General features: G+C 62.4%; 18 protein-coding genes and 9 tRNA genes. 9 read left to right on the top strand and 18 right to left on the bottom strand.

Going from position 1 to position 23390, the window contains the following annotated elements; genetic code table 11:
- The first annotated feature begins 27 nt into the window (after nt 1–27).
- Nucleotides 28–3306, top strand: a complete 3279-nt coding sequence (locus AC07R1_RS31250; protein ID WP_072444846.1) for an EAL domain-containing protein — start codon at nt 28–30, stop codon at nt 3304–3306.
- A 48-nt stretch (nt 3307–3354) separates the two neighbouring features.
- On the opposite strand, the gene AC07R1_RS31245 is transcribed toward AC07R1_RS31250, so the two are convergent.
- From AC07R1_RS31245 to gltX, 14 genes are all read right to left on the bottom strand, one after another.
- The gene (locus AC07R1_RS31245) at nt 3355–3801 is read right to left on the bottom strand and encodes an Hsp20 family protein (RefSeq protein WP_011060372.1); all 447 of its coding nucleotides are present in this window, start codon (nt 3799–3801) and stop codon (nt 3355–3357) included.
- A 114-nt stretch (nt 3802–3915) separates the two neighbouring features.
- A complete protein-coding gene (locus AC07R1_RS31240; protein WP_015634892.1) occupies nt 3916–4875 on the bottom strand; it encodes a tRNA dihydrouridine synthase in 960 nt (319 codons plus the stop codon).
- A 144-nt stretch (nt 4876–5019) separates the two neighbouring features.
- Complete coding sequence (locus AC07R1_RS31235) at nt 5020–5454, bottom strand: acyl-CoA thioesterase (RefSeq protein ID WP_495111265.1); 435 nt, start codon at nt 5452–5454, stop codon at nt 5020–5022.
- A gap of 47 nt (nt 5455–5501) precedes the next feature.
- On the bottom strand, nt 5502–6335 hold the full coding sequence (locus AC07R1_RS31230; protein WP_053157343.1) for an alpha/beta fold hydrolase: 834 nt from the start codon (nt 6333–6335) through the stop codon (nt 5502–5504).
- A gap of 26 nt (nt 6336–6361) precedes the next feature.
- Nucleotides 6362–6901 (bottom strand): TetR/AcrR family transcriptional regulator, encoded by a 540-nt coding sequence (locus AC07R1_RS31225; RefSeq protein WP_011060368.1) that lies wholly within the window; start codon nt 6899–6901, stop codon nt 6362–6364.
- Nucleotides 6902–7083: 182 nt separating this feature from the next.
- Nucleotides 7084–7159: transfer RNA gene (locus AC07R1_RS31220), tRNA-Glu, on the bottom strand.
- A 78-nt stretch (nt 7160–7237) separates the two neighbouring features.
- A tRNA-Ala gene (locus tag AC07R1_RS31215) sits at nt 7238–7313 on the bottom strand.
- Between the two features lie 52 nt (nt 7314–7365).
- Nucleotides 7366–7441 (bottom strand) — tRNA-Glu (locus tag AC07R1_RS31210).
- 79 nt (nt 7442–7520) lie between these two features.
- A tRNA-Ala gene (locus AC07R1_RS31205) sits at nt 7521–7596 on the bottom strand.
- Between the two features lie 52 nt (nt 7597–7648).
- Nucleotides 7649–7724: transfer RNA gene (locus tag AC07R1_RS31200), tRNA-Glu, on the bottom strand.
- Between the two features lie 79 nt (nt 7725–7803).
- Nucleotides 7804–7879, bottom strand: a tRNA-Ala gene (locus AC07R1_RS31195).
- A gap of 52 nt (nt 7880–7931) precedes the next feature.
- Nucleotides 7932–8007, bottom strand: a tRNA-Glu gene (locus AC07R1_RS31190).
- A gap of 79 nt (nt 8008–8086) precedes the next feature.
- Nucleotides 8087–8162, bottom strand: a tRNA-Ala gene (locus AC07R1_RS31185).
- Nucleotides 8163–8441: 279 nt separating this feature from the next.
- Entirely contained in the window at nt 8442–9923 is a 1482-nt protein-coding gene (gene gltX, locus AC07R1_RS31180) for a glutamate--tRNA ligase (protein ID WP_011060367.1), read from the bottom strand.
- Nucleotides 9924–10155: 232 nt separating this feature from the next.
- On the opposite strand from gltX, the gene AC07R1_RS31175 reads away from it, so the two are divergent.
- Nucleotides 10156–11202: an HlyD family secretion protein gene (locus AC07R1_RS31175; protein ID WP_041117008.1), complete on the top strand. Its 1047-nt coding sequence runs from the start codon at nt 10156–10158 to the stop codon at nt 11200–11202.
- Nucleotides 11192–12742, top strand: coding sequence for an MDR family MFS transporter (locus AC07R1_RS31170; protein ID WP_011060365.1), 1551 nt, complete (start codon nt 11192–11194; stop codon nt 12740–12742). The genes AC07R1_RS31175 and AC07R1_RS31170 overlap by 11 nt, the downstream gene beginning before the upstream one ends.
- Nucleotides 12743–12854: 112 nt before the next feature.
- Here AC07R1_RS31170 and uvrB read toward each other — a convergent pair whose 3' ends face one another.
- A complete protein-coding gene (uvrB, locus tag AC07R1_RS31165) occupies nt 12855–14870 on the bottom strand; it encodes an excinuclease ABC subunit UvrB (RefSeq protein WP_011060364.1) in 2016 nt (671 codons plus the stop codon).
- Between the two features lie 337 nt (nt 14871–15207).
- On the opposite strand from uvrB, the gene AC07R1_RS31160 reads away from it, so the two are divergent.
- Both AC07R1_RS31160 and AC07R1_RS31155 read left to right on the top strand, forming a co-directional pair.
- Nucleotides 15208–16404, top strand: coding sequence for an amino acid aminotransferase (locus AC07R1_RS31160; protein WP_015634888.1), 1197 nt, complete (start codon nt 15208–15210; stop codon nt 16402–16404).
- A gap of 131 nt (nt 16405–16535) precedes the next feature.
- Complete coding sequence (locus AC07R1_RS31155) at nt 16536–16733, top strand: hypothetical protein (protein ID WP_011060362.1); 198 nt, start codon at nt 16536–16538, stop codon at nt 16731–16733.
- 6 nt (nt 16734–16739) lie between these two features.
- On the opposite strand, the gene AC07R1_RS31150 is transcribed toward AC07R1_RS31155, so the two are convergent.
- The gene (locus tag AC07R1_RS31150) at nt 16740–16973 is read right to left on the bottom strand and encodes a hypothetical protein (RefSeq protein WP_011060361.1); all 234 of its coding nucleotides are present in this window, start codon (nt 16971–16973) and stop codon (nt 16740–16742) included.
- A 270-nt stretch (nt 16974–17243) separates the two neighbouring features.
- Between AC07R1_RS31150 and AC07R1_RS31145 the strand changes: the two genes are divergently transcribed.
- The 3 genes from AC07R1_RS31145 (at nt 17244) to AC07R1_RS31135 (ending at nt 19682) form a co-directional block, all read left to right on the top strand.
- Nucleotides 17244–17319 (top strand) — tRNA-Asn (locus AC07R1_RS31145).
- A gap of 524 nt (nt 17320–17843) precedes the next feature.
- On the top strand, nt 17844–19001 hold the full coding sequence (locus AC07R1_RS31140; RefSeq protein ID WP_065364696.1) for an MFS transporter: 1158 nt from the start codon (nt 17844–17846) through the stop codon (nt 18999–19001).
- Nucleotides 19002–19094: 93 nt separating this feature from the next.
- Nucleotides 19095–19682, top strand: a complete 588-nt coding sequence (locus tag AC07R1_RS31135; protein WP_041752088.1) for an SH3 domain-containing protein — start codon at nt 19095–19097, stop codon at nt 19680–19682.
- A 63-nt stretch (nt 19683–19745) separates the two neighbouring features.
- On the opposite strand, the gene AC07R1_RS31130 is transcribed toward AC07R1_RS31135, so the two are convergent.
- Together AC07R1_RS31130 and AC07R1_RS31125 are read right to left on the bottom strand one after the other, a co-directional pair.
- The gene (locus tag AC07R1_RS31130) at nt 19746–21287 is read right to left on the bottom strand and encodes a nucleobase:cation symporter-2 family protein (protein WP_077933673.1); all 1542 of its coding nucleotides are present in this window, start codon (nt 21285–21287) and stop codon (nt 19746–19748) included.
- A gap of 468 nt (nt 21288–21755) precedes the next feature.
- Nucleotides 21756–22580, bottom strand: coding sequence for an arylamine N-acetyltransferase family protein (locus AC07R1_RS31125; protein WP_011060357.1), 825 nt, complete (start codon nt 22578–22580; stop codon nt 21756–21758).
- Between the two features lie 202 nt (nt 22581–22782).
- Between AC07R1_RS31125 and AC07R1_RS31120 the strand changes: the two genes are divergently transcribed.
- The gene (locus AC07R1_RS31120; protein ID WP_019094062.1) at nt 22783–23358 is read left to right on the top strand and encodes a GNAT family N-acetyltransferase; all 576 of its coding nucleotides are present in this window, start codon (nt 22783–22785) and stop codon (nt 23356–23358) included.
- The last annotated feature ends 32 nt before the right edge of the window (nt 23359–23390 follow it).

Genomic DNA, 23390 nt, shown 5'->3' with positions numbered 1-23390 from the left:
AATGACTCAGCTCAAGGCCTGACCTCCATGCCCAAACCCGCTGACCGTATTCCGCCCTTGCCGCGTATCCATGCTGTCGACCCCCGGGAGTCGGAGCAAAGCTGGGAAAGCGCACCGCAGTTGCTCGCCGCCCTCAATGGTGCGCGCCTGGGGGCCTGGTATTGGGATATTGAAAGCGGGCAGATCAGCTGGTCCCGGGGCACCCAGGCGCTGTTCGGCTTCGACCCGCGCCAGCCCTTGCCGGAAAACCTCGAATACCTCGACCTGCTGCCCATCGAGGACCGGGCCAGGACGATTCGCGCCTTTCATTCAGTGCTGGCCGGCGCGCCGCTGGAACACGCCATGCACCACCGCATCCGCTGGCCCGACGGCAGCCTGCACTGGCTGGAGATCAACGGCAGCGTATTACCGGACAAGCACGGCAAGCCGCGAATGATCGGGGTGATCCGCGAGATCACCCACCAGCGCCAACGCGAAGAAGCCCTCAGCAGTTCGGAAAAGCGCTTTGCCACGCTGTTTCACCTGTGCCCCAACACCGTGCTGCTGACCCGCCTGGAAGATGGCCTGATCAGCGAGGCCAACCAGTACTTCGAAAGCCAGTTCGGCTGGCCCGCCGAGCACGTGATCGGCCGTACCACCCTGGAGATCGGCCTGTGGGTCAACCCCGAACAGCGCGCCCAACTGATCAAGGCGGTCCAGAAGAAGGGCCAGGCCGCCAGCCTCGAAGTGCAATTTCGCGCCAGCAACGGGCAGATCCATGACGGCATCCTCAGTGCCCAGAAGGTTGAACTGGAGGGCAAGGCCTACCTGCTCAGCACTTTTCTCGACACCAGCGAGCGCAAACGATCCGAACAGGCGCTCAAGGACAGCCAGGAACGCCTGGACCTGGCCCTGGATTCGGCGCAACTGGGCACCTGGGACTGGCACATTCCCAGCGGCATGCTCTACGGCTCGGCCCGCGCCGCGCAATTGCACGGCCTGGAACCCATCCCCTTCCATGAATCCTTCGACGCCTTCTTCGAAGGCGTACCCACCGAAGAGCGCAACTCCATGCGCGATGCCTACCGCAGCCTGCGCGAAGGCCCGGCGGGCAACTATCAACTGACCTACCGGGTGCAACTGGAGGACGGCAGCTCGCGCTACCTGGAAAGCCGCGCCCGCCTCTACCGCGACGAACAGGGCAGCCCGCTGCGCATGGCCGGCACTCTGCTGGACATCACCGAGCAGGTGGAACGGGAACAGCGCCTGATCACCTCCGAAGAGAAATTCGCCAGCCTGTTCCAGGTCAGCCCCGACCCAATCTGCGTGACCTTGCTGGAAACCGGTCAGTTCATCGAGATCAACTCCAGCTTCACCCAGACCTTCGGCTGGACCCTGGACGAAGTGCTCAACCGCAGCGCCGAACAGATCGGCCTTTGGGAAGACGCCGCGCCGCGCCTGCGGCGCATCGAGCAGGTGATTCGTGAACAGGCGCTGAATAATGTGGCAGTGGTGGTCCACCACAAGAACGGCCAGCCGCTGACCTGCATCATTTCCAGCCGCCTGATCACCGTGGACAAGCAGCCCTGCATCGTCACCAACCTGCGGGACATCACCCAGCAGCAGCGCTCGGAGGCGGCTCTCAAGGCCAGCGAAGAGAAGTTCGCCAAGGCCTTTCACTCCAGCCCTGATGCCATCAGCATCACCGAGCGCGACACGGGCCGCTACCTGGAAGTCAACGATGGTTTCTGCCGCCTGACCGGCCACCGCAACGACGAGGTGATCGGCCGCACCATGTACCAGATCGGCATCTGGGCCGAAGAAGCGCAACTCTCCACCTTGCTGGCGGAGCTCCAGATCAAGGGCCGGGTGCACCACCTGGAAATGCTCGGGCGCAACAAGCGCGGGGAAATCCTTACCCTGGAAGTCTCGGTGGAACCCATCACCCTCAACGAAACGCCCTGCCTGCTAATGACCGCCCGGGACGTCAGCCTGCTGAAGAACGCCCAGGCACAGATCCGCCACCTGGCTTACCACGACCCCCTGACCAACCTGCCCAACCGCGCCCTGCTGATGGACCGCCTGAGCCAGCAGATTGCCCTGCTCAAGCGTCATAACCTGCGCGGTGCCCTACTGTTTCTCGACCTCGATCACTTCAAGCACATCAACGACTCCCTGGGCCACCCGGTGGGCGACACCGTGTTGAAAATCATCACCGCCCGGCTCGAAGCCAGCGTGCGCATGGAAGACACCGTGGCACGCCTGGGCGGCGATGAGTTCGTGGTCCTGCTGAGTGGCCTTGAGGGCACGCGCAACGAAGTCAGCGAACAGGTCCGCCAGTTGGCCGACACCCTGCGCGAACTGCTGTCCGAACCGATGTTCCTCGATGGGCAGCGCCTGCAGGTCACCCCGAGCATCGGTGTGGCACTGATTCCCGACCACGGCTCGACCCCCACCGACCTGCTCAAGCGCGCCGACATCGCCCTTTATCGGGCCAAGGATTCAGGGCGCAACACCACCCAGATGTTCCACAACACCATGCAAAAAGCCGCCAGCGAACGCCTGCGCATGGAAACCGACCTGCGCCTGGCCCTGTCCCGGGGCGAATTCAGCGTGCACTTCCAGCCCCAGGTGGACGCCCGCGACAACCGCATCGTCGGCGCCGAAGCCTTGGTGCGCTGGCAACACCCGGAGTTGGGCGCACAGTCGCCGACCGAGTTCATCAAGGTGCTGGAGGACAGCGGCCTGATCCTCGAAGTGGGCACCTGGATTCTCGACGAGGCCTGCCTGGCCTTCAGCCAGTTGATCGATCAGAAACTGGTGGATCCCCAGCACTTCAGCCTGTGCGTCAACATCAGCCCGCGGCAGTTCCGCCAGACCGACTTTGTCGAGCGGGTCGAACACAGCCTGCACGCCTACGCACTGCCCTCGAGCCTGCTGAAGCTGGAGATCACCGAAGGCATCGTGATCCAGAACCTGGAAGACACCATCAACAAGATGCGCCGGCTGAAGAAACTCGGAGTGAGCTTTGCCATGGACGACTTCGGCACCGGCTACTCGTCCCTGACCTACCTCAAGCGCTTGCCGGTGGACACCTTGAAGATCGACCAGTCCTTCGTCCGCGATGCGACCCACGACCCCAACGATGCGGAAATCATCCGGGCCATTGTCGCCATGGCCCGCAGCCTGAACCTCAAGGTCATCGCCGAAGGCGTGGAAACCCCGCAGCAGCTCGAATTCCTCCAGGGCCTGGAGTGCCACCTGTACCAGGGTTTCCTCCATAGCAGGCCGTTGCCGCTGAGCGAATTCAAGAAGCTGCTGGAATGACAGGCACGAAAAAGGGCGCCACCAGGGCGCCCTTTTTTTGCAGCGGTCTTAGTGTTGCAGAGCTGCCTGCTGCGCACCGTTGATCGGGATGCGCTTGGCTTTGGCCTCTTCCGGCACAACCCGCAGCAGGTCGATATTCAACAGACCATTGCTCAGGGCCGCGGCCTTGACCTCGATATGGTCGGCCAGGCGGAAGGACAGCTTGAATGCACGCTGGGCAATGCCCTGGTGCAGGTAAGTGACGCTTTCATTGGCATCGCGCTTGCCACCGCTCACGGTCAACACGCCTTTTTCCACTTGCAGTTCCAGGTCTTCTTCCTGGAAACCGGCGGCGGCAATGACGATGCGGTATTGATCGTCAGCGTGTTTCTCAACGTTGTAGGGTGGGTAGCTGCTGCCTGGTTCGTTGCGCAATGCCGATTCGAACAGATCATTGAAACGGTCGAAGCCGACAGAGGAACGGAACAGTGGAGCCAAGGAAAATGCAGTACTCATGGGTGTTTCTCCTGATTATTCAGCGAGTGGTTATCTCCGCGACCCGAATTCGGCATCGCGTACCCAAGAGATAGGGATGGGCTCCAGCGTTTCAAGACATGCCTTAAAAATTTTTTACGCCGCCTCGCTCCGGGGCATGCCCAACAGGCGCCCGACCTGATCCAGCTCGGTTTCCCGGCGCAGGGCGGTGAACAGTTCAACCGCTTCCGGGTAGTTGCGGGTCAGCATCGCCAGCCATTGCTTCAGGCGCCCCGGCGCCGAACGCGGGGTCAGTTGCACCACTACCTGAGCCCAGAAATCCTGGAGCATCGGCTGCAGGTCGGCCCAGGACATTTCCACCACGTCTTCACCGGCCCGGGCTGCGGCGATCTGCCGGGCCAGATCGGGACGCGAAACCAGCCCGCGACCCAGCATGATGTCCTCGACGCCGCTGATTTCCCGGCAACGGCGCCAGTCCTCGACGCTCCAGATATCCCCGTTGGCGAACACCGGCACCTTGACCACTTCCTGCACCCGCGGGATCCACTCCCAATGGGCCGGCGGCTTGTAGCCGTCGACCTTGGTCCGCGCGTGCACCACGATATGTTCGGCGCCACCCTCGGCCAGCGCTGTGGCACAGACCAACGAGCCATCCGGGCTGTCGAAGCCCAGGCGCATTTTCGCCGTGACCGGAATGTGCGCCGGCACCGCACGCCGCACATGCTCGACGATCTGGTTCAGCAGCTCGGGCTCCTTGAGCAGCACCGCCCCGCCCCGGGACTTGTTGACGGTCTTGGCCGGGCAACCGAAGTTCAGGTCGATGACCTCACTGCCCAGCTCACAGGCCAGGGCCGCGTTCTCTGCCAGGCACACCGGGTCCGAACCCAGCAACTGCACTCGCAGCGGCACGCCGGCCGCGGTGTGTGCACCGTGCAGCAGTTCGGGGGCGAGCTTGTGGAAGTAGGCAGGCGTCAACAGGCGGTCATTGACGCGGATGAACTCGGTGACACACCAGTCGATCCCGCCAACACGAGTCAGTACATCCCGCAGGATGTTGTCAACCAACCCCTCCATGGGCGCCAGGGCAATTTGCATGAAACACACTCGACAAGAAAACGGGCAAAAAAACGTCCGCCAGTTTACTGGGTTTCGACCTTCAGCAGGAGTTTTACAGGGGCGCGCCAGCCGTTGCAGGCGCCTTCGCTGGCAAGCCGGCGCCTGCACGGGCACAGGAAGGTGTCAGGCGCCCTGCAGGGCCGGGCCGTAACCGTCCAGGAACTCGGCGGGCATGCGCTTGGGCTTGCCGGTGGACAGCTCGATGCAGACAAAGGTGGTCTGGGCCCGCAACAGGGTCGTACCGTCGCTCGGGCGCATCAGCTGGAAACGCCGGGTCATCTTCAGGCGCTGGTCCCAATCGACGATCCAGGTGGCCAGTTGCAGCTCATCGCCTTCATAGGCCGCCGCCAGGTAATCGATCTCGTGCCGCACCACGGCCATCGCCCGGTCCAGGCGCCGGTATTCGGCCAGGTCCAGCCCCAGGCGATGCGAATGTCGCCAGGCGCAACGCTCCAACCAGGTCACGTAGACCGCATTGTTGGCGTGCCCGAGGCCATCGATATCCTCGGCGGCCACCTGCAGATCGATGACGAATGGCGTTGCCAGATCCCAACTCATGCCCGACTCCCGGTCAGTTTTTTTGACCGGGGCAGTGTAACGGATGCTCAGGCCGATTGGCGCGCTTGCAGATGCCGTCCACTGACCAGCGCCACCACCGCATCCACCACGCGGGAGTCGGCCAATATCCGCTGGTGGCCACCTTCACTCAAGCGCAGGAGACGGCTGTCGAACCAGGCCTGGTGGATGAGCTCCGATTCCTTGACCGGAACGAAGAGGTCATCTTCGGCGTGAATGATCAGGCCGGGCATATCCAACTGATACTGGGCCACGTCCATGGAGGCGGCGCGCATTCCGACCTTCTTCTCCACCTGGCGGATAAAGGCGGAACGCGCCCTGGGCGGCAACCGCATGTAGCTGGCAAAACCGCGCAACACGGCCAGGATACGTGCCGGCGCGGCAATACTGACCAGGGTTTCGGTGCGCAGGCCCAATTGCACCGCGAGCATGGCGCTGGCACCGCCCATGGAGTGGCCGATCACCGCGCGCAGGGGCGGCAATTCGGCTGCTGCCTCCAGCATCGCCCGGGCAAACAGTGCCACGTTTGCCTCATCGCCCGGGGAACGACCATGGGCCGGGCCATCCAGCGCCACAGCGGTATAGCCGGCGGCCACCAGGGCCTCGATCAGGCTGGCAAACTGCGTGGGCCGCCCTTCCCAGCCGTGCATCAGCAATACCGTCGGCCCCTGGCCCCAACGCAGGGCTGAAAGCCCGAAACGCAAGGTCAGGCGCTCGGCACGCGCCAGCAGGGGCAACTCCCACTTTCGTGGCGGCAGCTCGCGAGGGGTCATGAATAAATGACGCATCCGATTCGCCGCCCATTGCGGCGCCACCCACCCCAGAGTGCCATTGACACCACGAATCCAGCTCAATCTGCTCATCACCTACCTCGCCGTTGCACTTCAGGTCATAGCACCGCCGACTTGGCGGCACGCAGCAAACGATCGGACAACTCGCCGGGCCCCAAGGCCCGCGCCAGGGACAGGCCGCCAACCATCAGCGCCATGTCGGCCAAGGCCTTGTCGGTATCTTCGGGGCTGGCAGCCAGTTGCGCGACCATCAGCTCCATGTGTTCGTTCAAGGCCTTGCGAAAGCTCTCGGGCAAGCGCCCCAGTTCGCCGACCGAGGCTGGAATCGGGCACGCCTGCTCGGTGGAGTCGCGGTGTTTGCGCGACAGATAGAACGCCGCTGCCAACGCCCGGCGCTCTTCGCCGCTGAGGCTTGCATCCATTTCATCGAGCAGGCCGCGTCGATGGGAAAGCAACTGAGTGAAAGCCTCCAGCATCAGCGCATCCTTGCTCTCAAAGTGCGCATAGAAGCCGCCTACAGTCAGGCCGGCAGCCCCCATCACCTCACCCACACTCGGTTCGGCCGGGCCGCGCTGGATCAGTGCAGAACTGGCGGCCTGGAGAATACGTTCGCGGGTTTGAGCTTTTTTGTCGTTCATCGTTACCTCCGAATATTACGGAAAAAATATTATTCTCATAATAATTTTCCGCAAGTCGCCAGTGTGACCGTCGGTCAGAAGCGCAGGCTGAGGAAGAAAGAGAAATTGGCCGAAGGCCAGAAAAACAAAAGGGTCATTCAATGATTGAATGACCCTTAAAAATCCCGCAGAGCGGGTAAACGTGGCGTCCCCTAGGGGACTCGAACCCCTGTTACCGCCGTGAAAGGGCGGTGTCCTAGGCCACTAGACGAAGGGGACACAAACCCTTCTAACAGCTGATCAGCGCTGAGTACTGATCGATTCAAGGCCGGTGTGGCCAAGCCTTGAACTGTAAATTGGTGGAGCTAGACGGGATCGAACCGTCGACCTCTTGCATGCCATGCAAGCGCTCTCCCAGCTGAGCTATAGCCCCGGATTTTCGCCTCGCGGCGCAGCGACATCTTGCAACATCGCTTGTGTGAAACTGGCGTCCCCTAGGGGACTCGAACCCCTGTTACCGCCGTGAAAGGGCGGTGTCCTAGGCCACTAGACGAAGGGGACGCAAACCCTTCTGTACAACTGACCGGTGCTGAGTACCGATCGATCCAAGGCCGGTGTGGCCAGGCCTTGAACTGTAAATTGGTGGAGCTAGACGGGATCGAACCGTCGACCTCTTGCATGCCATGCAAGCGCTCTCCCAGCTGAGCTATAGCCCCGGATTTTCGCCTCGCGGCGCAGCGACATCTTGCAACATCGCTTGTGTGAAACTGGCGTCCCCTAGGGGACTCGAACCCCTGTTACCGCCGTGAAAGGGCGGTGTCCTAGGCCACTAGACGAAGGGGACGCAAACCCTTCTTACAACTGACCGGTGCTGAGTACCGATCGATTCAAGGCCGGTGTGGCCAGGCCTTGAACTGCAAATTTGGTGGAGCTAGACGGGATCGAACCGTCGACCTCTTGCATGCCATGCAAGCGCTCTCCCAGCTGAGCTATAGCCCCGGATTTTCGCCTCGCGGCGCAGCGACATCTTGCAACATCGCTTGTGTGAAACTGGCGTCCCCTAGGGGACTCGAACCCCTGTTACCGCCGTGAAAGGGCGGTGTCCTAGGCCACTAGACGAAGGGGACGCAAACCCTTCTTACAACTGACCGGTGCTGAGTACCGATCGATTCAAGGCCGGTGTGGCCAGGCCTTGAACTGCAAATTTGGTGGAGCTAGACGGGATCGAACCGTCGACCTCTTGCATGCCATGCAAGCGCTCTCCCAGCTGAGCTATAGCCCCTCATCGCTGAGGACGGGGCGAATCTTAAGGGGCGATCGGAAGGCTGTCAATTTTTTTTCCGTTTTTTGAAAAAAAATTTGCCGGGATAACAATCACTTACCGCCCCGCCCGGAAAACCCGGGGTTTTGCGGCCCTCTGCGCCTGCGGCGAGTCGCACAAAACACTCGCCGCAAGCCTCAAAGAACCACCAGAAGCCGCCATCAACCCGCCTGGCGCTTGAGTTTCAAGCGTAGTCGAAAAGCTCCCCGCCCCTGTCGGCTGCCCTTCGGCAAAAACGCCTCAGGCGATGGCGCCGAGGAGTTTTTCCCATTCCTTGTTTTCTTTCTTCGACACACCACCCAGCAGATCGATGGCCTGGCGCAGACGGAAACGGGTCAGGTCCGGACCGAGGATTTCCATGGCATCGAGCACCGACACCGAACTGGCCTGGCCAGTAATGGCGGCAAACATCAGCGGCATGGCATCGCGCAGTTTCAGCTCCAGAGACTCAACCACCGCCTGGATGGTCGCGGTGATGCTGTCTTTCTCCCACTGACGCAGGCTTTCGAGCTTCCACAGGATCAATTGCATCAGCTGACGCACCTGATCGCCGGACAGCTTCTTGGACTCGAACAGCTTGGCATCCGGGTTCACGCCACCGGCGAAGAAGAAGCCGGCCAGCGGTGCGATCTGGCTGAAGGTCTCGACCCGGCCCTGTACGTGCGGTGCGATCTTCATCATGTAATCGGGGTTCAGCGCCCAGGTCTGCACCCGGCTGGCGAACTCCTGCACCGGCAGGTCACGCAGCCACTGGCCGTTGAGCCAAGACAGCTTCTCGATATCGAAGATCGGCCCCCCCAGGGACACCCGCGACAGGTCGAAATTGTCGACCATTTCCTGCAGCGAGAACTTCTCGCGCTCGTCCGGCATCGACCAGCCCATGCGGCCCAGGTAGTTGAGCATGGCTTCCGGCATGAAGCCCATGCGCTCGTAGAAGGTTACCGAGGTCGGGTTCTTGCGCTTGGACAGCTTGCTCTTGTCCGGGTTGCGCAGCAGCGGCATGTAGCACAGCTGCGGCTGCTCCCAGCCGAAGTACTCGTAGAGCAGGATCAGCTTGGGCGCCGACGGCAGCCATTCTTCGCCGCGCAGCACGTGGGTGATGCCCATCAGGTGGTCGTCGACCACGTTGGCCAGGAAGTAGGTCGGCAGGCCATCGGTCTTCATCAGCACTTGCATGTCCATGCGATCCCACGGGATCTCGACATCGCCGCGCAGCATGTCCGGCACCACGCAGACGCCTTCGGTAGGCACTTTCATGCGGATCACGTGAGGCTCGCCGGCCGCCAGGCGCCGGGCCACTTCTTCCTTGGACAGCAGCAGGGCCCGGCCGTCATAGCGCGGGGTTTCGCCACGGGCCATCTGTTCGGCACGCATCTGGTCCAGCTCTTCGGCAGTGCAGAAGCACGGGAAGGCGTGGCCCAGGTCCACCAGTTGCTGAGCGTACTTCTGGTAGATGTCGCCACGCTCGCTCTGGCGATACGGGCCGTGAGGGCCGCCAACGTCCGGGCCTTCGCTCCAGTTGATGCCCAACCAGCGCAAGGCGTCGAAAATCTGCTGCTCGGACTCCCGGGTCGAACGCAACTGATCGGTGTCTTCGATACGCAGGATGAACTCACCGCCATGCTGCTTGGCAAAGCAATAGTTGAACAAAGCGATGTAGGCGGTACCTACGTGGGGATCCCCGGTAGGCGATGGCGCGATGCGCGTGCGGACGGTGGTCATGGCATGTCTCGAAAGGAAAGAAAAACGAGGAATAAAACAGGGGGCGAATGGTAACAGGCGACGGCAGCCCCGCTCCAGTGAGGAGGGCATTTAAGCCAAGGTTGCGACTCCAGGCCGCTGCCAGCCTGTTGAAGGGCCAATAATCAGCCCATGGCATTTACCGCCCAGTGGCTATATGCCAGATTCGCCCGCTGATAGATCTCCTTACACTTTTATTGAATACAGCCAGCCCATGCCAGCCCAACTCAAGCGTCGCCTGTTTGTCTTTCTGTCCCTGGTCCTGTTGATTGCCCTGGGTTTTCTTGCCCACTGGTGGTTCCACGGGCGCTTTTACGAGACCACGGACAACGCCTACGTGCAGGGCGAGATCACCCGGGTCTCCAGCCAACTGAGCGCGCGAATCGAAGAAGTGCTGGTGCAGGACAACCAGCATGTGGAACAGGGCCAGTTGCTGGTACGCCTGGAAGGGCAGGACTTCCAACTGGCGGTGGACCGCGCCCAGGCCGCCCTGGATACCCGCGAGGCCGAACGCCTGCAGGCCCAGAGCAAGCTGACCCAGCAAGCCAGCCTGATTGCCGCGAGCCAGGCCCAGGTGGCGTCGAGCCAGGCCAGCCTGGGCCGCTCGCAGATCGACCTGTCTCGGGCCCAGACCCTGCGCAAGCCCGGTTACGTCTCCGAGGAGCGGGTCACTACCCTTTCCGCCGACAACCATATCGCCCGCTCCCAGGTGGCCAAGGCCGAAGCCGACTTGCAGGGCCAGCGCCAGCAAGTCAATGCCCTGAACGCCGAGATCAAGCGCCTCGATGCACAGATCGCCAACGCCCGGGCCGACCTGGCGCAAGCACGACTGAACCTGACCCGTAGCGAGATCCACGCCCCCATCAGCGGCCTCATCGGCCAGCGCGCCGCACGCAATGGCCAGGTGGTGCAGGCCGGCGCCTATCTGCTGTCGATCGTTCCGGACCAGGACATCTGGATCCAGGCCAACTTCAAGGAAACCCAGATTGGCCACATGCAGCCAGGGCAAAAGGCCGAGCTGACCTTCGACGCCTACGGCGATACACCGATCCAGGCCCGGGTCGACAGCCTGTTCGCCGCCTCCGGCGCGCAATTCAGCCTGCTGCCGCCAGACAATGCCACCGGCAACTTCACCAAGGTGGTACAGCGCATTCCGGTGAAACTGACCTTCGCTGCCGACAATCCCCTGCGGGGCAAGATCCGCCCCGGCATGTCGGTAACCGTGAAGGTCAACGTCAAAGACCCCGTCGATGGCCGGTGATCAACTGCTGCGTCCGGTGGGCGAACCCACCCGGCGCGACTGGATCGCGGTGATGAGTGCCATGCTCGGCGCCTTCATGGCGGTGCTCGACATCCAGATCACCAACTCCTCGCTCAAGGACATCCAGGGCGCGCTGTCCGCCACCCTGGAGGAAGGCTCGTGGATCTCCACTTCCTACCTGGTGGCGGAGATCATCATGATCCCCCTCACCGCCTGGCTGGTGCAGCTGCTCTCGGCCCGGCGCCTGGCGGTCTGGGTCTCGGTGGGCTTTCTTATTGCCTCCCTGCTCTGCTCCATGGCCTGGAGCCTGGAAAGCATGATCGTGTTCCGCGCCTTGCAGGGCTTTACCGGTGGCGCCCTGATCCCCCTGGCGTTCACCCTGACCCTGATCAAGCTCCCCGAGCATCACCGGGCCAAGGGCATGGCCATGTTCGCCATGACCGCCACTTTCGCCCCCTCCATCGGCCCGACCCTGGGCGGCTGGCTCACGGAAAACTGGGGTTGGGAGTACATCTTCTATATCAACGTGCCGCCGGGCCTGCTGATGATCGCGGGCCTGCTGTATGGCCTGGAAAAGAAGGAAGCTCACTGGGAACTGCTGAAAAGCACCGACTACGCCGGCATTCTCACCCTCGGCCTGGGCCTGGGTTGCCTGCAGGTATTTCTTGAGGAAGGCCACCGCAAGGACTGGCTGGAATCGAGCCTGATCGTCACCCTGGGCAGCATCGCCCTGATCAGCCTGGTCACCTTCGTCATCGTCCAGGTCTCCAGGCCCAACCCGCTGATCAACCTGGGCATCCTGCGCAATCGCAACTTCGGCCTGTCGAGTATCTCCAGCCTGGGCATGGGCGTTGGCCTGTACGGTTCGATCTACCTGCTGCCGCTGTACCTGGCGCAGATCCAGAACTACAACGCGCTGCAGATCGGCGAAGTGATCATGTGGATGGGGGTGCCGCAGTTGTTCCTGATTCCCCTGGTGCCCAAGCTGATGCAGTTTATTTCACCGAAATGGCTGTGCACCCTGGGCTTTGGCCTGTTCGGCCTGGCGAGTTTTTCGTCGGGGGTGCTCAACCCGGACTTTGCCGGGCCGCAGTTCAACCAGATCCAGATCATTCGCGCCCTGGGGCAGCCGCTGATCATGGTCACCATCTCGCTGATCGCCACGGCTTATATACAGCCCCAGGACGCGGGATCGGCCTCCAGCCTGTTCAACATCCTGCGCAACCTCGGTGGCGCCATCGGCATTGCCCTGCTGGCGACATTGCTGGATGCCCGGACCAAGACCTATTTCGACTACCTGCGCGAAGCCGTTGTGCCCAGCAATCCGCAGGTGGCGGAACGCCTGGCAACCCTCACCGAGAAGTTCGGCAGCGAGACCGCAGCCCTGGGCAAGCTCAGCGAAATCACCCACCAGCAGGCACAGATCATGGCCTACAACGACGCCTTCCATTTCGTCGGCATTGCCCTGGGCATCAGCATGCTGGCGATCCTGCTGACCAAGGCCCTGCCCAAGGGCCTCAAGGCCGGCGAAGCCCACTGACCCACGAATTGCCTGTAGGAGCTGGCTTGCCAGCGAATAGACTCCCAACCCTTGCACAGGATTTGAGGGCCTCTTCGCCGGCAAGCCGGCTCCTACGAGGGATCGAGCGTCGTTAGACGGTGAGCAAGCGCTCGCGCAGCTTGGTGATTTCGTCGCGCATCTGCGCCGCGGCTTCGAACTCCAGGTCGCGGGCCAGTTGGTACATCTTCTCTTCGAGCTGGCGAATGCGCTTGGTGATCTCGCTGGGCGAGCGCAGTTCGTTTTCGTAGCGGGCGTTTTCCTCCGCGGCCTTGGCCATGCCCTTGCGTTTCTTGCTGCGCGAACCGGGCACGGTGGCGCCTTCCATGATGTCGGCAACATCCTTGACCACACCCTTGGGGGTGATGCCATTGGCCAGGTTGAAGGCGATCTGCTTGTCGCGACGGCGCTCGGTCTCGCCAATCGCCCGCTCCATGGAGCCGGTGATGCGGTCGGCATAGAGAATCGCCCGGCCATTGAGGTTACGCGCGGCCCGGCCGATGGTCTGGATCAGCGAACGCTCGGAACGCAGGAAGCCTTCCTTGTCGGCATCGAGAATCGCCACCAGGGACACTTCCGGCATGTCCAGGCCCTCACGCAGCAGGTTGATCCCCACCAGCACATCGAAAGTGCCCAGGCGCAGGTCACGGATGATCTCCACCCGCTCCACGGTGTCGATGTCCGAGTGCAGGTAGCGCACACGCACGCCATGGTCGGCCAGGTAATCGGTAAGGTCTTCGGCCATGCGCTTGGTCAGGGTGGTCACCAGTACCCGCTCTTCCACGGCCACACGCTTGGTGATTTCCGACAGCAGGTCGTCCACCTGGGTCAGGGCCGGGCGCACTTCCACTTGCGGGTCCACCAGCCCGGTGGGGCGCACCACCTGCTCCACCACGCGGCCGGCGTGCTCGGCCTCATAGTTGCCCGGAGTGGCGGAAACGAAGATGGTCTGTGGGCTCACCCCTTCCCACTCGTCAAAACGCATTGGCCGGTTATCCAGAGCCGATGGCAGGCGGAAGCCGTACTCAACCAGGGTTTCCTTGCGCGAGCGGTCGCCCTTATACATGGCGCCGACCTGGGGCACGCTGACGTGGGATTCGTCGATCACCAGCAAGGCATCCGCCGGCAGGTAGTCGTACAAGGTAGGTGGCGCCGCGCCAGCGGGACGCCCCGAGAGGTAGCGCGAGTAGTTCTCGATGCCGTTGCAGTAGCCCAGTTCGAGGATCATCTCCAGGTCGAAACGGGTGCGCTGCTCCAGGCGCTGGGCTTCCACCAGCTTGTTGTTGGAGCGCAGGTATTCCAGGCGCTCCTGCAACTCCACCTTGATCCCTTCGATGGCGTCCAGCAGGGTTTCCCGCGGGGTCACGTAGTGGCTCTTGGGGTAGAAGGTGAAGCGCGGCAGTTTGCGGATCACTTCACCGGTCAAGGGGTCGAAGGCGCTGATGCTTTCCACTTCGTCATCGAACAGCTCGATGCGGATCGCTTCCAGGTCCGACTCCGCCGGATAGATGTCGATCACATCGCCACGCACGCGGAAGGTGGCGCGGGCGAAATCCATGTCGTTGCGGGTGTACTGCAAGTCCGCCAGGCGGCGCAGCAGGGCGCGCTGATCGAGTTTGTCCCCGCGATCCACGTGCAGGACCATCTTCAGGTAGGTTTCCGGGCTGCCCAGGCCATAGATGCACGACACCGTGGTGACGATGATGGCGTCCTTGCGCTCCAGCAGCGCCTTGGTCGCGGACAGGCGCATCTGCTCGATATGGTCGTTGATCGAGGCGTCCTTCTCGATAAAGGTGTCGGAGGACGGCACATAGGCTTCGGGCTGGTAGTAGTCGTAGTAGGAAACGAAGTACTCCACCGCGTTGTTCGGGAAGAAGGCCTTGAACTCACCATACAGCTGCGCCGCCAGGGTCTTGTTCGGCGCCAGCACCAGGGTCGGGCGCTGCACCTGGGCGATCACGTTGGCGATGCTGAAGGTCTTGCCCGAACCGGTCACACCGAGCAGGGTCTGGTGGGCCAGCCCGGCCTCGATGCCTTCGACCATCAGGCGAATGGCTTCCGGCTGGTCGCCGGCGGGCTGGAAGCGGGTGACTAGCTGGAATTCAGACATAACGTACCTCTGGGATCATTCGTGCGCGGCAATACCGTACAGGAACAGGAAAGACCGCGTACGACCCATGTCGCCGAGGAAAAAAACCGGAATATCCTTGATGTGGAGCCGATTACCACAGCTTTCAAGGCAAAGGTCCTACACCCGCTGACACCCTGGTTATTGCAATAAGACTAACGGTCGAAAAATAAAGCGAAAAACTTGGCGCAAAAGGTCAATAGCCTGTCGCCCCACGCGATGATGGCCTCTATACTAGCTCCCCGTTTGTGCACCGCTCTAGTGCATTCGGCTGGAGCGCGACACGTCCCTCCACACTCCATTCAGAGCCGCCGTAAAAATGAGCCTGTTCTCCGCTGTCGAAATGGCACCACGCGATCCTATCCTGGGCCTCAACGAAGCATTCAACACCGATACCCGCACCGATAAGGTCAACCTTGGGGTGGGCGTGTACTGCAACGAGGAGGGACGCATTCCGCTCCTGCGCGCCGTTGTCGAAGCCGAGACGATTCGCGCCGCCCAACATGCTTCCCGTGGCTACCTGCCGATCGACGGCATTGCCGCCTACGACCAGGCGGTACAGAAGCTGCTGTTCGGCAACGACTCGCCACTGCTGGCCGCTGGCCGCGTGGTCACCACCCAGGCCGTTGGCGGCACTGGCGCCCTGAAGATCGGTGCCGACTTCCTCAAGCAGTTGCTGCCCAACGCCGTGGTCGCCATCAGCGACCCGAGCTGGGAAAACCACCGCGCCCTGTTTGAGACCGCCGGCTTCCCGGTGCAGAACTACCGCTACTACGACGCTGCCACCCACGACGTGAACCGTGCTGGCCTGCTGGAAGACCTGAACGCCCTGCCGGCCCAGTCGATCGTGGTGCTGCACGCCTGCTGCCACAACCCGACCGGTGTCGACCTGAGCCCACAGGACTGGAAAGACGTCCTGGAGGTGGTCAAGGCGAAAAACCTCGTGCCCTTCCTCGACATGGCCTACCAGGGCTTTGGCGACGGCATCGACGAAGACGCCGCGGCGGTGCGCCTGTTCGCCGAGTCGGGCCTGACCTTCTTCGTTTCCAGCTCGTTCTCCAAGTCGTTCTCGCTGTACGGCGAGCGCGTTGGCGCCCTGTCCATCGTCAGCGGCTCCAAGGAAGAAAGCGCCCGCGTGCTGTCCCAGGTCAAGCGCGTGATCCGCACCAACTACTCCAACCCGCCGACCCACGGTGCAACCATCGTCGCCGCCGTGCTGAACAGCCCGGAACTGCGCGCCCAGTGGGAGCAGGAACTGGCGCAAATGCGCCTGCGGATTCGCGGCATGCGCACCCAGATGGTCGACTTGCTGGCCAAAGGCGCCCCTGAGCACGACTTCAGCTTCGTCGGTCGCCAGCGCGGCATGTTCTCCTACTCCGGCCTGACCGTTGAGCAAGTGACCCGCCTGCGCAACGAATTCGGCATCTACGCCCTGGACACCGGCCGCATCTGCGTCGCCGCGCTGAACCAGAACAACATCCATGTCGTGACCCAGGCCATCCTGCAAGTGATCTGATTCACGACAGCGCCAACGAAAAGGGGAAGCCGGCAGGCTTCCCCTTTTTCGTTGGCGATACGTCATTGCCCTGCCCGCCCCCACAGCCTCTAGACTGTGAGCCTATGCCCCCCTTGCTGAGCGAGATCCCGATGAAAAACGATGACCTGCGGGCCGACCGCGACGAACTGGAGCATTACCTGCCCCGCTCGCAGAAACGCGAAAAGAGCCTGGTGCTGCAAATTGCCCTGGGCGTATTCCTTGGCGGACTGGCCCTGTGGCTGGTGCAACTGGCCGCAACCTCGCTGATGGCCAAGCTGATGCTCGGCACCCTGACCTTCGGCGGCTGAACCGCCCTACCCCTGCAATTGAGCCAGGCGCTGGCTGGCGGCATCGTCAAACGCCACGTACAGCGCCTCGGCCACCTGGCTCTTGATGGCCTTGGCACTCTCCAGCCCCAGGACAAAACCTTCGGCCTTGCCGCCGGCACGGTTCAAATCCATCGCCGATCCGGCCTGGGTAATGGCGTCCAGCAACTTGCCGGCCTGGGGGCCGACCCCTTTGGGCAGGCTGATCTGCTCGATGCTCATGACAGCACCTCGCAGCACAGCGCGAAACAGATAGAAGGATGCTGGGATAAATCGAAGCAGATCATAAAGGCGTACCTATGCGGCTGAAGGCCGGCAGCGCGTGAAACCACTTCCGGGGCGCCATGGTAGCCCCTATCGGATCCGCCAGAGACCTGAAGACCGATAAATCCCGCAAAGTCCTGCCAGCCTTTCATTCAGATCCTCGTCGCCCTGAAAAAATATTTCTCGACTTGTTGACTTCCCTTTCTGAATCAGTAAGATACGGCGCATTCCGCGATAGCTCAGTTGGTAGAGCAAGTGACTGTTAATCACTGGGTCCCTGGTTCGAGTCCAGGTCGTGGAGCCATCTTCCTACACTGATTTGCCTTGATCCTCATGAGAGCGCCCTGCTCCTGCGGCAAATCAGCTCAAGCAGTATCCCCCTTGCAAATGATTGATCCGCCTGTCATCCCGACATGCGGATAGACGTTTCATGCACGCCTGAAATCCTCCTTCGCCAACCCGGTTGCATTGCCGCAAAGGCCTGACGTAGGCTGTGCGCCTCTTTATCCAAGCAGTCAGACCCCGCGATGTTCCTGCCCGCACAGTCACCGTGCCCTTCCCCCTCGATGAGCCCTTCGGCAACCCTGGCTGTTGCCCAACTTGACTGTGCGATCAACCGTCGACGCCGTAGCGTATTGTTTGCCTTCACCTTCTCCCCGCACCCGGGCCCACGCTGATCGCGATTGAACCCGGCGCCACCCCGCTAGCCCCTCTGCTTCCACCAGGGCATCTGCCCGGCAATCGCCCGCACGTCGGCCTGCGATGTCCTGCAGCGCCCGCAATAACTGTCTTTTTTGGCGCCTGACGCTTCAGGCGCAGGTCTTGATCATGAACAAAGCCTTGTTAGCCGCCCTGATCCTGGGCATCTCCATTGTCGGCCTGAGCATCGGCTCCACGGTGCCGATCCTTGCCCTGCGCCTGTATCAGGCCGGCGCCTCGAACAACCAGATCGGCATCATGTCGGCGCTGCCCGCCGCAGGCATGATGCTCTCGGCCTTCCTGGTCAATGCCCTGAGCCAACGCCTGACCCGGCGCCAGATCTACCTGCTGTGTTTCAGCCTGTGCGCCTTGAGCGTGGCCGCCCTGGAACTGCCCGGGGCCAGCCTCTACAGCCTGGGCCTGGCGCGGGTCGCCATGGGCCTGGGGGCGGGGCTGATCATCATTCTCGGGGAAACCTGGGTCAATGAAATGGCCGAAGACGCCACCCGCGGACGCCTGGTAGCGGTCTACACCACCTGCTTCACCTTCTTCCAGCTCCTGGGCCCGGGCCTGGTTTCGCTATTGGGCACCGAGGGGCCCGCCGTGCTGGGCATCGTCAGCGTCGGTTATGCGGTGGCGATCGCCGTGGTCTGGCTGATCCTGCCCCTGGAAGACCAGCAGCCGCTGCATGCCGAAAGTCGCACCTTTTCGGTACTGGGCTTTATCCGCATCGCGCCGGCGCTGTGCGTGGGCATCCTGTTCTTCGCGTTTTTCGACAGCGTGGTGCTGTCGCTGTTTCCGGTGTACGCCGCCACCCATGGCTACAGCATCAAGCTCGCGGCCTTGATGGTGACCATCATTCTGTTGGGCGACACCGCGTTCCAGTTCCCCCTCGGCTGGCTTTCGGACAAGCTCGGGCGCCCCGGGATCTACCTGAGCTGCGGCATCATTGCCCTGCTAATCGGCCTTGCCCTGCCACTGCTGATGCAAACGACCACCCTGCTCTGGCCGAGCCTGGTCATCCTCGGCGCCGTGGCCGGCGGCATCTATACCCTGGCTATCGTGCTGATCGGCCAGTCCTTCAGCGGCGCCGACCTGGTGACTGCCAACGCCAGCGCCGGGCTGCTCTGGGGCATCGGCAGCCTGCTGGGCCCCTTGCTCAGCGGCGCGGCCATGAGCGGCGGCAGCTATGGGCTGCCCCTGACCCTGGCGGCGGCCGCCGCAGTGGTGGTGGTCTTCGCCCTGTCCCTGGTACGCCAGGGGCAACTCAGCAAGGCTGCCAACTGAAATACCGCGGATGCGGCCCGTGATCATTCACAGGCCGCATCTTTGTCATTACCATCGCGCGATCCGCACTCCCACCTCATGGATCCCTTCGCGATGGACCGACTCCTGCGCCTCCTGCCCCTGTACGGCCTGCTTTCCCTGTTGCCCCTGCCAGCCCTGGCCGAAGCCCCGGTGGACTGCGCCACCCTCAGCGACAACGTCTCCCTGGAAGCCGGCGAATATCGCCCGCCCCTCGAAGCCAAGGTGATAGGCCAGGGGCGGCTGCACTTTCACAGCGGGCCGAATGCCACCTGCCTGAACAAGAAGCTCTACGTGATTCCCGGTGATGGCCTGACGGTGTACGCCTCCAGTGGAGACGGCTGGGCCCAGGTCATGTACATCGCCAAGGACGGCGAGGACTACACCGGCTGGGTCGAGGAAAAACGCCTGTTGCTGGGCAAGCACTATGGCGCAAGCGGCGCCGAGCTTCCCGATGAGGTGGCTGCATTCATCCAGCGCCACGAAGCCTGCGAGCACTTTGCCGGCGAGGAAGCCTACGACGAGGAACGCCGGGTCTTCCTGGAGAAAGCCGTGAATGAGGTCTGCACAGGCCATGATCAGCAGCTCGCCAGCTTGCGCCAGCAGTACCAGGACAACCCCGACGCCCTGCAGGCCCTGAAGCCGCTGGACAACCTGGAATAACCGACTGCAAAAAAAACGGCGCCCTGAGGGCGCCGGTTTTTTTCATGGCCGCGGTACTCGACTTCAGTGAGTGGCCTCGACACTGCCGCGCGCATGGCTCGGCTGCGAACCATCGCCGGCCTGGCTCGGTGAGTGGCCCGGCTCCTCTCCTACCAGAGGCACTTCATTGCCCTCGGCATCGTGCAGCTTGCCGCCGCTGAAGTAGTCACCCTCACGCAGTACGGCAACGTCCTGGAAGCGCAGGCTGCGCTCGGTGCCGGCGACGAACACCGACTGCTGGTCGGAGTTGCCCGCGGTGAAGTGGTTGAACGCCAGGTTCAAGAGGATCGCCATGATCGCCGAGGAGCTGATGCCCGAGTGGAAGATGGTTGCGAACCAGCTGGGGAAATGATCATAGAAGCTCGGCGCGGCAATCGGGATCATGCCGAAGCCGATGGAGGTGGCAACGATGATCAGGTTCATGTTGTTGCGGTAGTCGACCCGGGACAGGGTCCGGATGCCACTGGCCGCCACGGTGCCGAACAGCACGATACCGGCGCCGCCCAGCACCGAAGTCGGCACCGCGGCAATCACCCGCCCCATGAACGGCAGCAGGCCGAGGATCACCAGGAACAGCCCGCCGGTGGCCACCACGAAGCGGCTCTTGATGCCGGTGACCGCCACCAGCCCGACGTTCTGGGCGAAGGCACTCTGGGTGAAGGAACCGAAGATCGGCGCAATCATGCTCGACAGCATGTCGGCGCGCAGGCCGTTGCCCAGGCGCTTGGAGTCGACCTTGGTGTGGATGATTTCACCCACGGCGAGGATGTCCGCCGAGGTTTCCACCAGCGTCACCATGACCACGATGCACATCGACAGGATCGCCGCGACATGAAAGGTCGGCATGCCGAAGTGGAATGGCGTGGGCAGGCCGAACATCGGCCCTTGGGTGACCCCGGAGAAGTCCGCCATGCCCAGGAACAGCGCGATCACCGTACCGATGATCATGGCCAGGAGAATCGACAGACGGGAAATCGCCGCGCTGCCGATCTTGCTCAACAGCAGCACCAGCACCAGGGTCACCGCCGCCAGGCCGATGTTCGACATGCTGCCGAAGTCCGGGGCCCGGCTGTTGCCACCCATGGCCCAGCGCGCCGCCACCGGCATCAGCGTCAGGCCGATGGTGGTGATGACGATGCCAGTGACCAGCGGTGGAAAGAATTTGGTGATCCGCGAGAACACCGGTGTGATCAGCAGGCCGATCAGCGAGGCGACGATCACCGCACCGAGAATCGACTGGAAACCGCCCTCGCCGCCGCTGGTAACAATCGCCACCATGGTCGACACGCCCGCGAAGGACACCCCTTGCACCAACGGCAGCTTGCAGCCGAAAAACGGCACGCCAAGGGTCTGCAACAAGGTTGCCAGCCCTCCTGCGAACAGCGAAGCGGCGATCAGCAAGCCGATCTCCGAAGGCGACAGGCCAGCCGCCTGGCCGACGATCAGTGGCACGGCAACGATGCCGCCATACATGGTCAGCACGTGTTGCAGGCCATAAGCCATGTTTGCGCCAACACCCAAATTTTCGTCTTCGGGCCGCTGTTGTGAAACCTGGGGGGTATTCATGGTGTGGGGTTCCCTGTTTTTGTTATGGGCACACTGTATGCAACATCCAAGACAACTGTCCATAGGATTGTATACAGTTTTCCATTCTGAATTTCCCCACCCATCAACCCGGGCCATTGCGCGCAAGGCACTCGGATATTGACTCCGTGCCGGCCTGTAAAGGCGGCCCAGAGCCCTCGTTGAAACCAACCCAGGGCCGATCCGCCGCTCTTCAACCGAAGGTTTGAGGGCTGCTCTACTGGTTGAAAAAACAGGATAAAAAAGCCGATCCCGTTGCCGGATCGGCTTATCTGCTGCTCGTAGGGTGCGATCCGTTGGCCGGAACCCGGATCTTGTACACATTGGGTGCAACACGGCCCTACCGTTGGCCGGGCCGGCGACGGCAAACGCGGCAACTGCAACTGGACGGCCGTGTCGACAACCGACCGGAACCGCGGACACCGCCTCGCTGTTGGGGAAGCCGTGAAATCAGGCCTCTAGCAACTGCTCGAGAACCCGCGGCAGTTCGGGGTGGGCCGGCAGGCGCAGGGCAAACTCGTCCTGCAACAGGCTCATCAGTTCCCCTGCATCGGTGATCTGCCGCCGCTCGCTGGGCTGCCCCATCCGATGCAGGGCGTAGCTGCCATTGTTCAAGGTGCGGCGTATTCCCGGCCCCATCAGCGCCACCTTCAATTGGCCGAGGAAAGGAGAGTCCGGGTGGGTCGAGACGTACCAGTTACCCATCTCGTAATCCACATCGCCCTGCAGTTGCAGGTCAAAAACGTACATCGCCCGCCATTCATCCATGACCTTGGCGCGCAAGGTGTAGCTGCCTTCGCGCAGGGTGATGCGATACGGCTCGTGGGGCGTTGCCTGTTCTTGCTCGGTATCCAGCAGCAAGGGCGCGGTGGGCACCATGCCGCCAAAGCCGACATCGACGATGTAGCGCTGGCCCTCCAGGTGCACCAGCGCCAGACGGTGGCTGCGAGCGGTCAGCGCATCTTCCGGCGCCCCCATCACCACTCGCCCGGTGATGCCCCGGGCATCGAAACCCAGGTGCTGCAACAGCACCAGGAAGGCCTGGTTGAGTTCATAGCAGTAGCCGCCGCGCCCCTCGTGGAGAATCTTGCGCTCCACCGAGGCCAGGTCGATGGGTACCGGAACCCGCAACAGGGTCGAAAGGCTTTCGAAGGCAAAACGACAGACATGGCGCCATTGCAGCTCCCGCAGGGTTTCCAGGGTCGGCGCTGGCGCCTGTGGGTAGCCCAGTTGCTGCAGGTACAGGTCGAAGTTCATCAGGTGCGGCTGGCTCATGCACAAATCCTTGAAATGAGGGTCGCCCAGGGTCGCGACAGGCCCCGGCAGGTCGGCGTTATGTATAAGCCAGAAGCGGCAGGCCCGGACAATCAATTCGGCTGATATTTTTTATCGCATTGGCCCCGGATTGGCTCTTGCCAAGCGTCGAGGGCGACTCTGTAATAAGCGCCCCGTCGCTCCCGCTGGAGAACTCTGCGCCATGCACTCACTGGAAGGCCCGCGAATCATCCTGCGCCCGTTGCAACGCAGTGATGCCGACGCCCTGGTCAACGCCGCCCGGGACGGTGAGCTGTGGAACCTGCCTTTCACCGTAGTGCCCTCCCCCGACACCGTCGAACGCTACCTCGACGTGGCGCTCGAGGGCCGTGATGCCGGTAGCGTACTGCCGTTCGCTACCGTGCTCAGGAGCACGGGCGAAGTCATCGGCTGCACGCGTTTCTGGAAGATCGACCGGCACAACCGCAAGCTGGAGATCGGCAGCACCTGGATCGCCAGCCGCTGGCAGCGCAGCTTCGTCAACACCGAGGCCAAGTACCTGATGCTGTGCCATGCCTTTGACGACATGAACTGCGTGCGGGTGCAGTTCACGACCGACGAGATCAATCACACGTCCCGCGCGGCGATCCTGCGCCTCGGCGCCCGACAGGAAGGCATAGTGCGGCACGAGCGCATCATGCCCGACGGACGCAAGCGCAATTCCGTGCGCTTCAGCATCATCGACGACGAGTGGCCCGCCGTGCGCCAGCGTCTGCAACAACGCCTCAGCCAAGCCTGAGGCCTCACCCTTACAAGCCCCACAAGGATGTA

This window comes from Pseudomonas sp. GW821-FHT07F01 (assembly GCF_059418825.1).
This window is presented reverse-complemented; position numbering and strand designations above follow the sequence as displayed.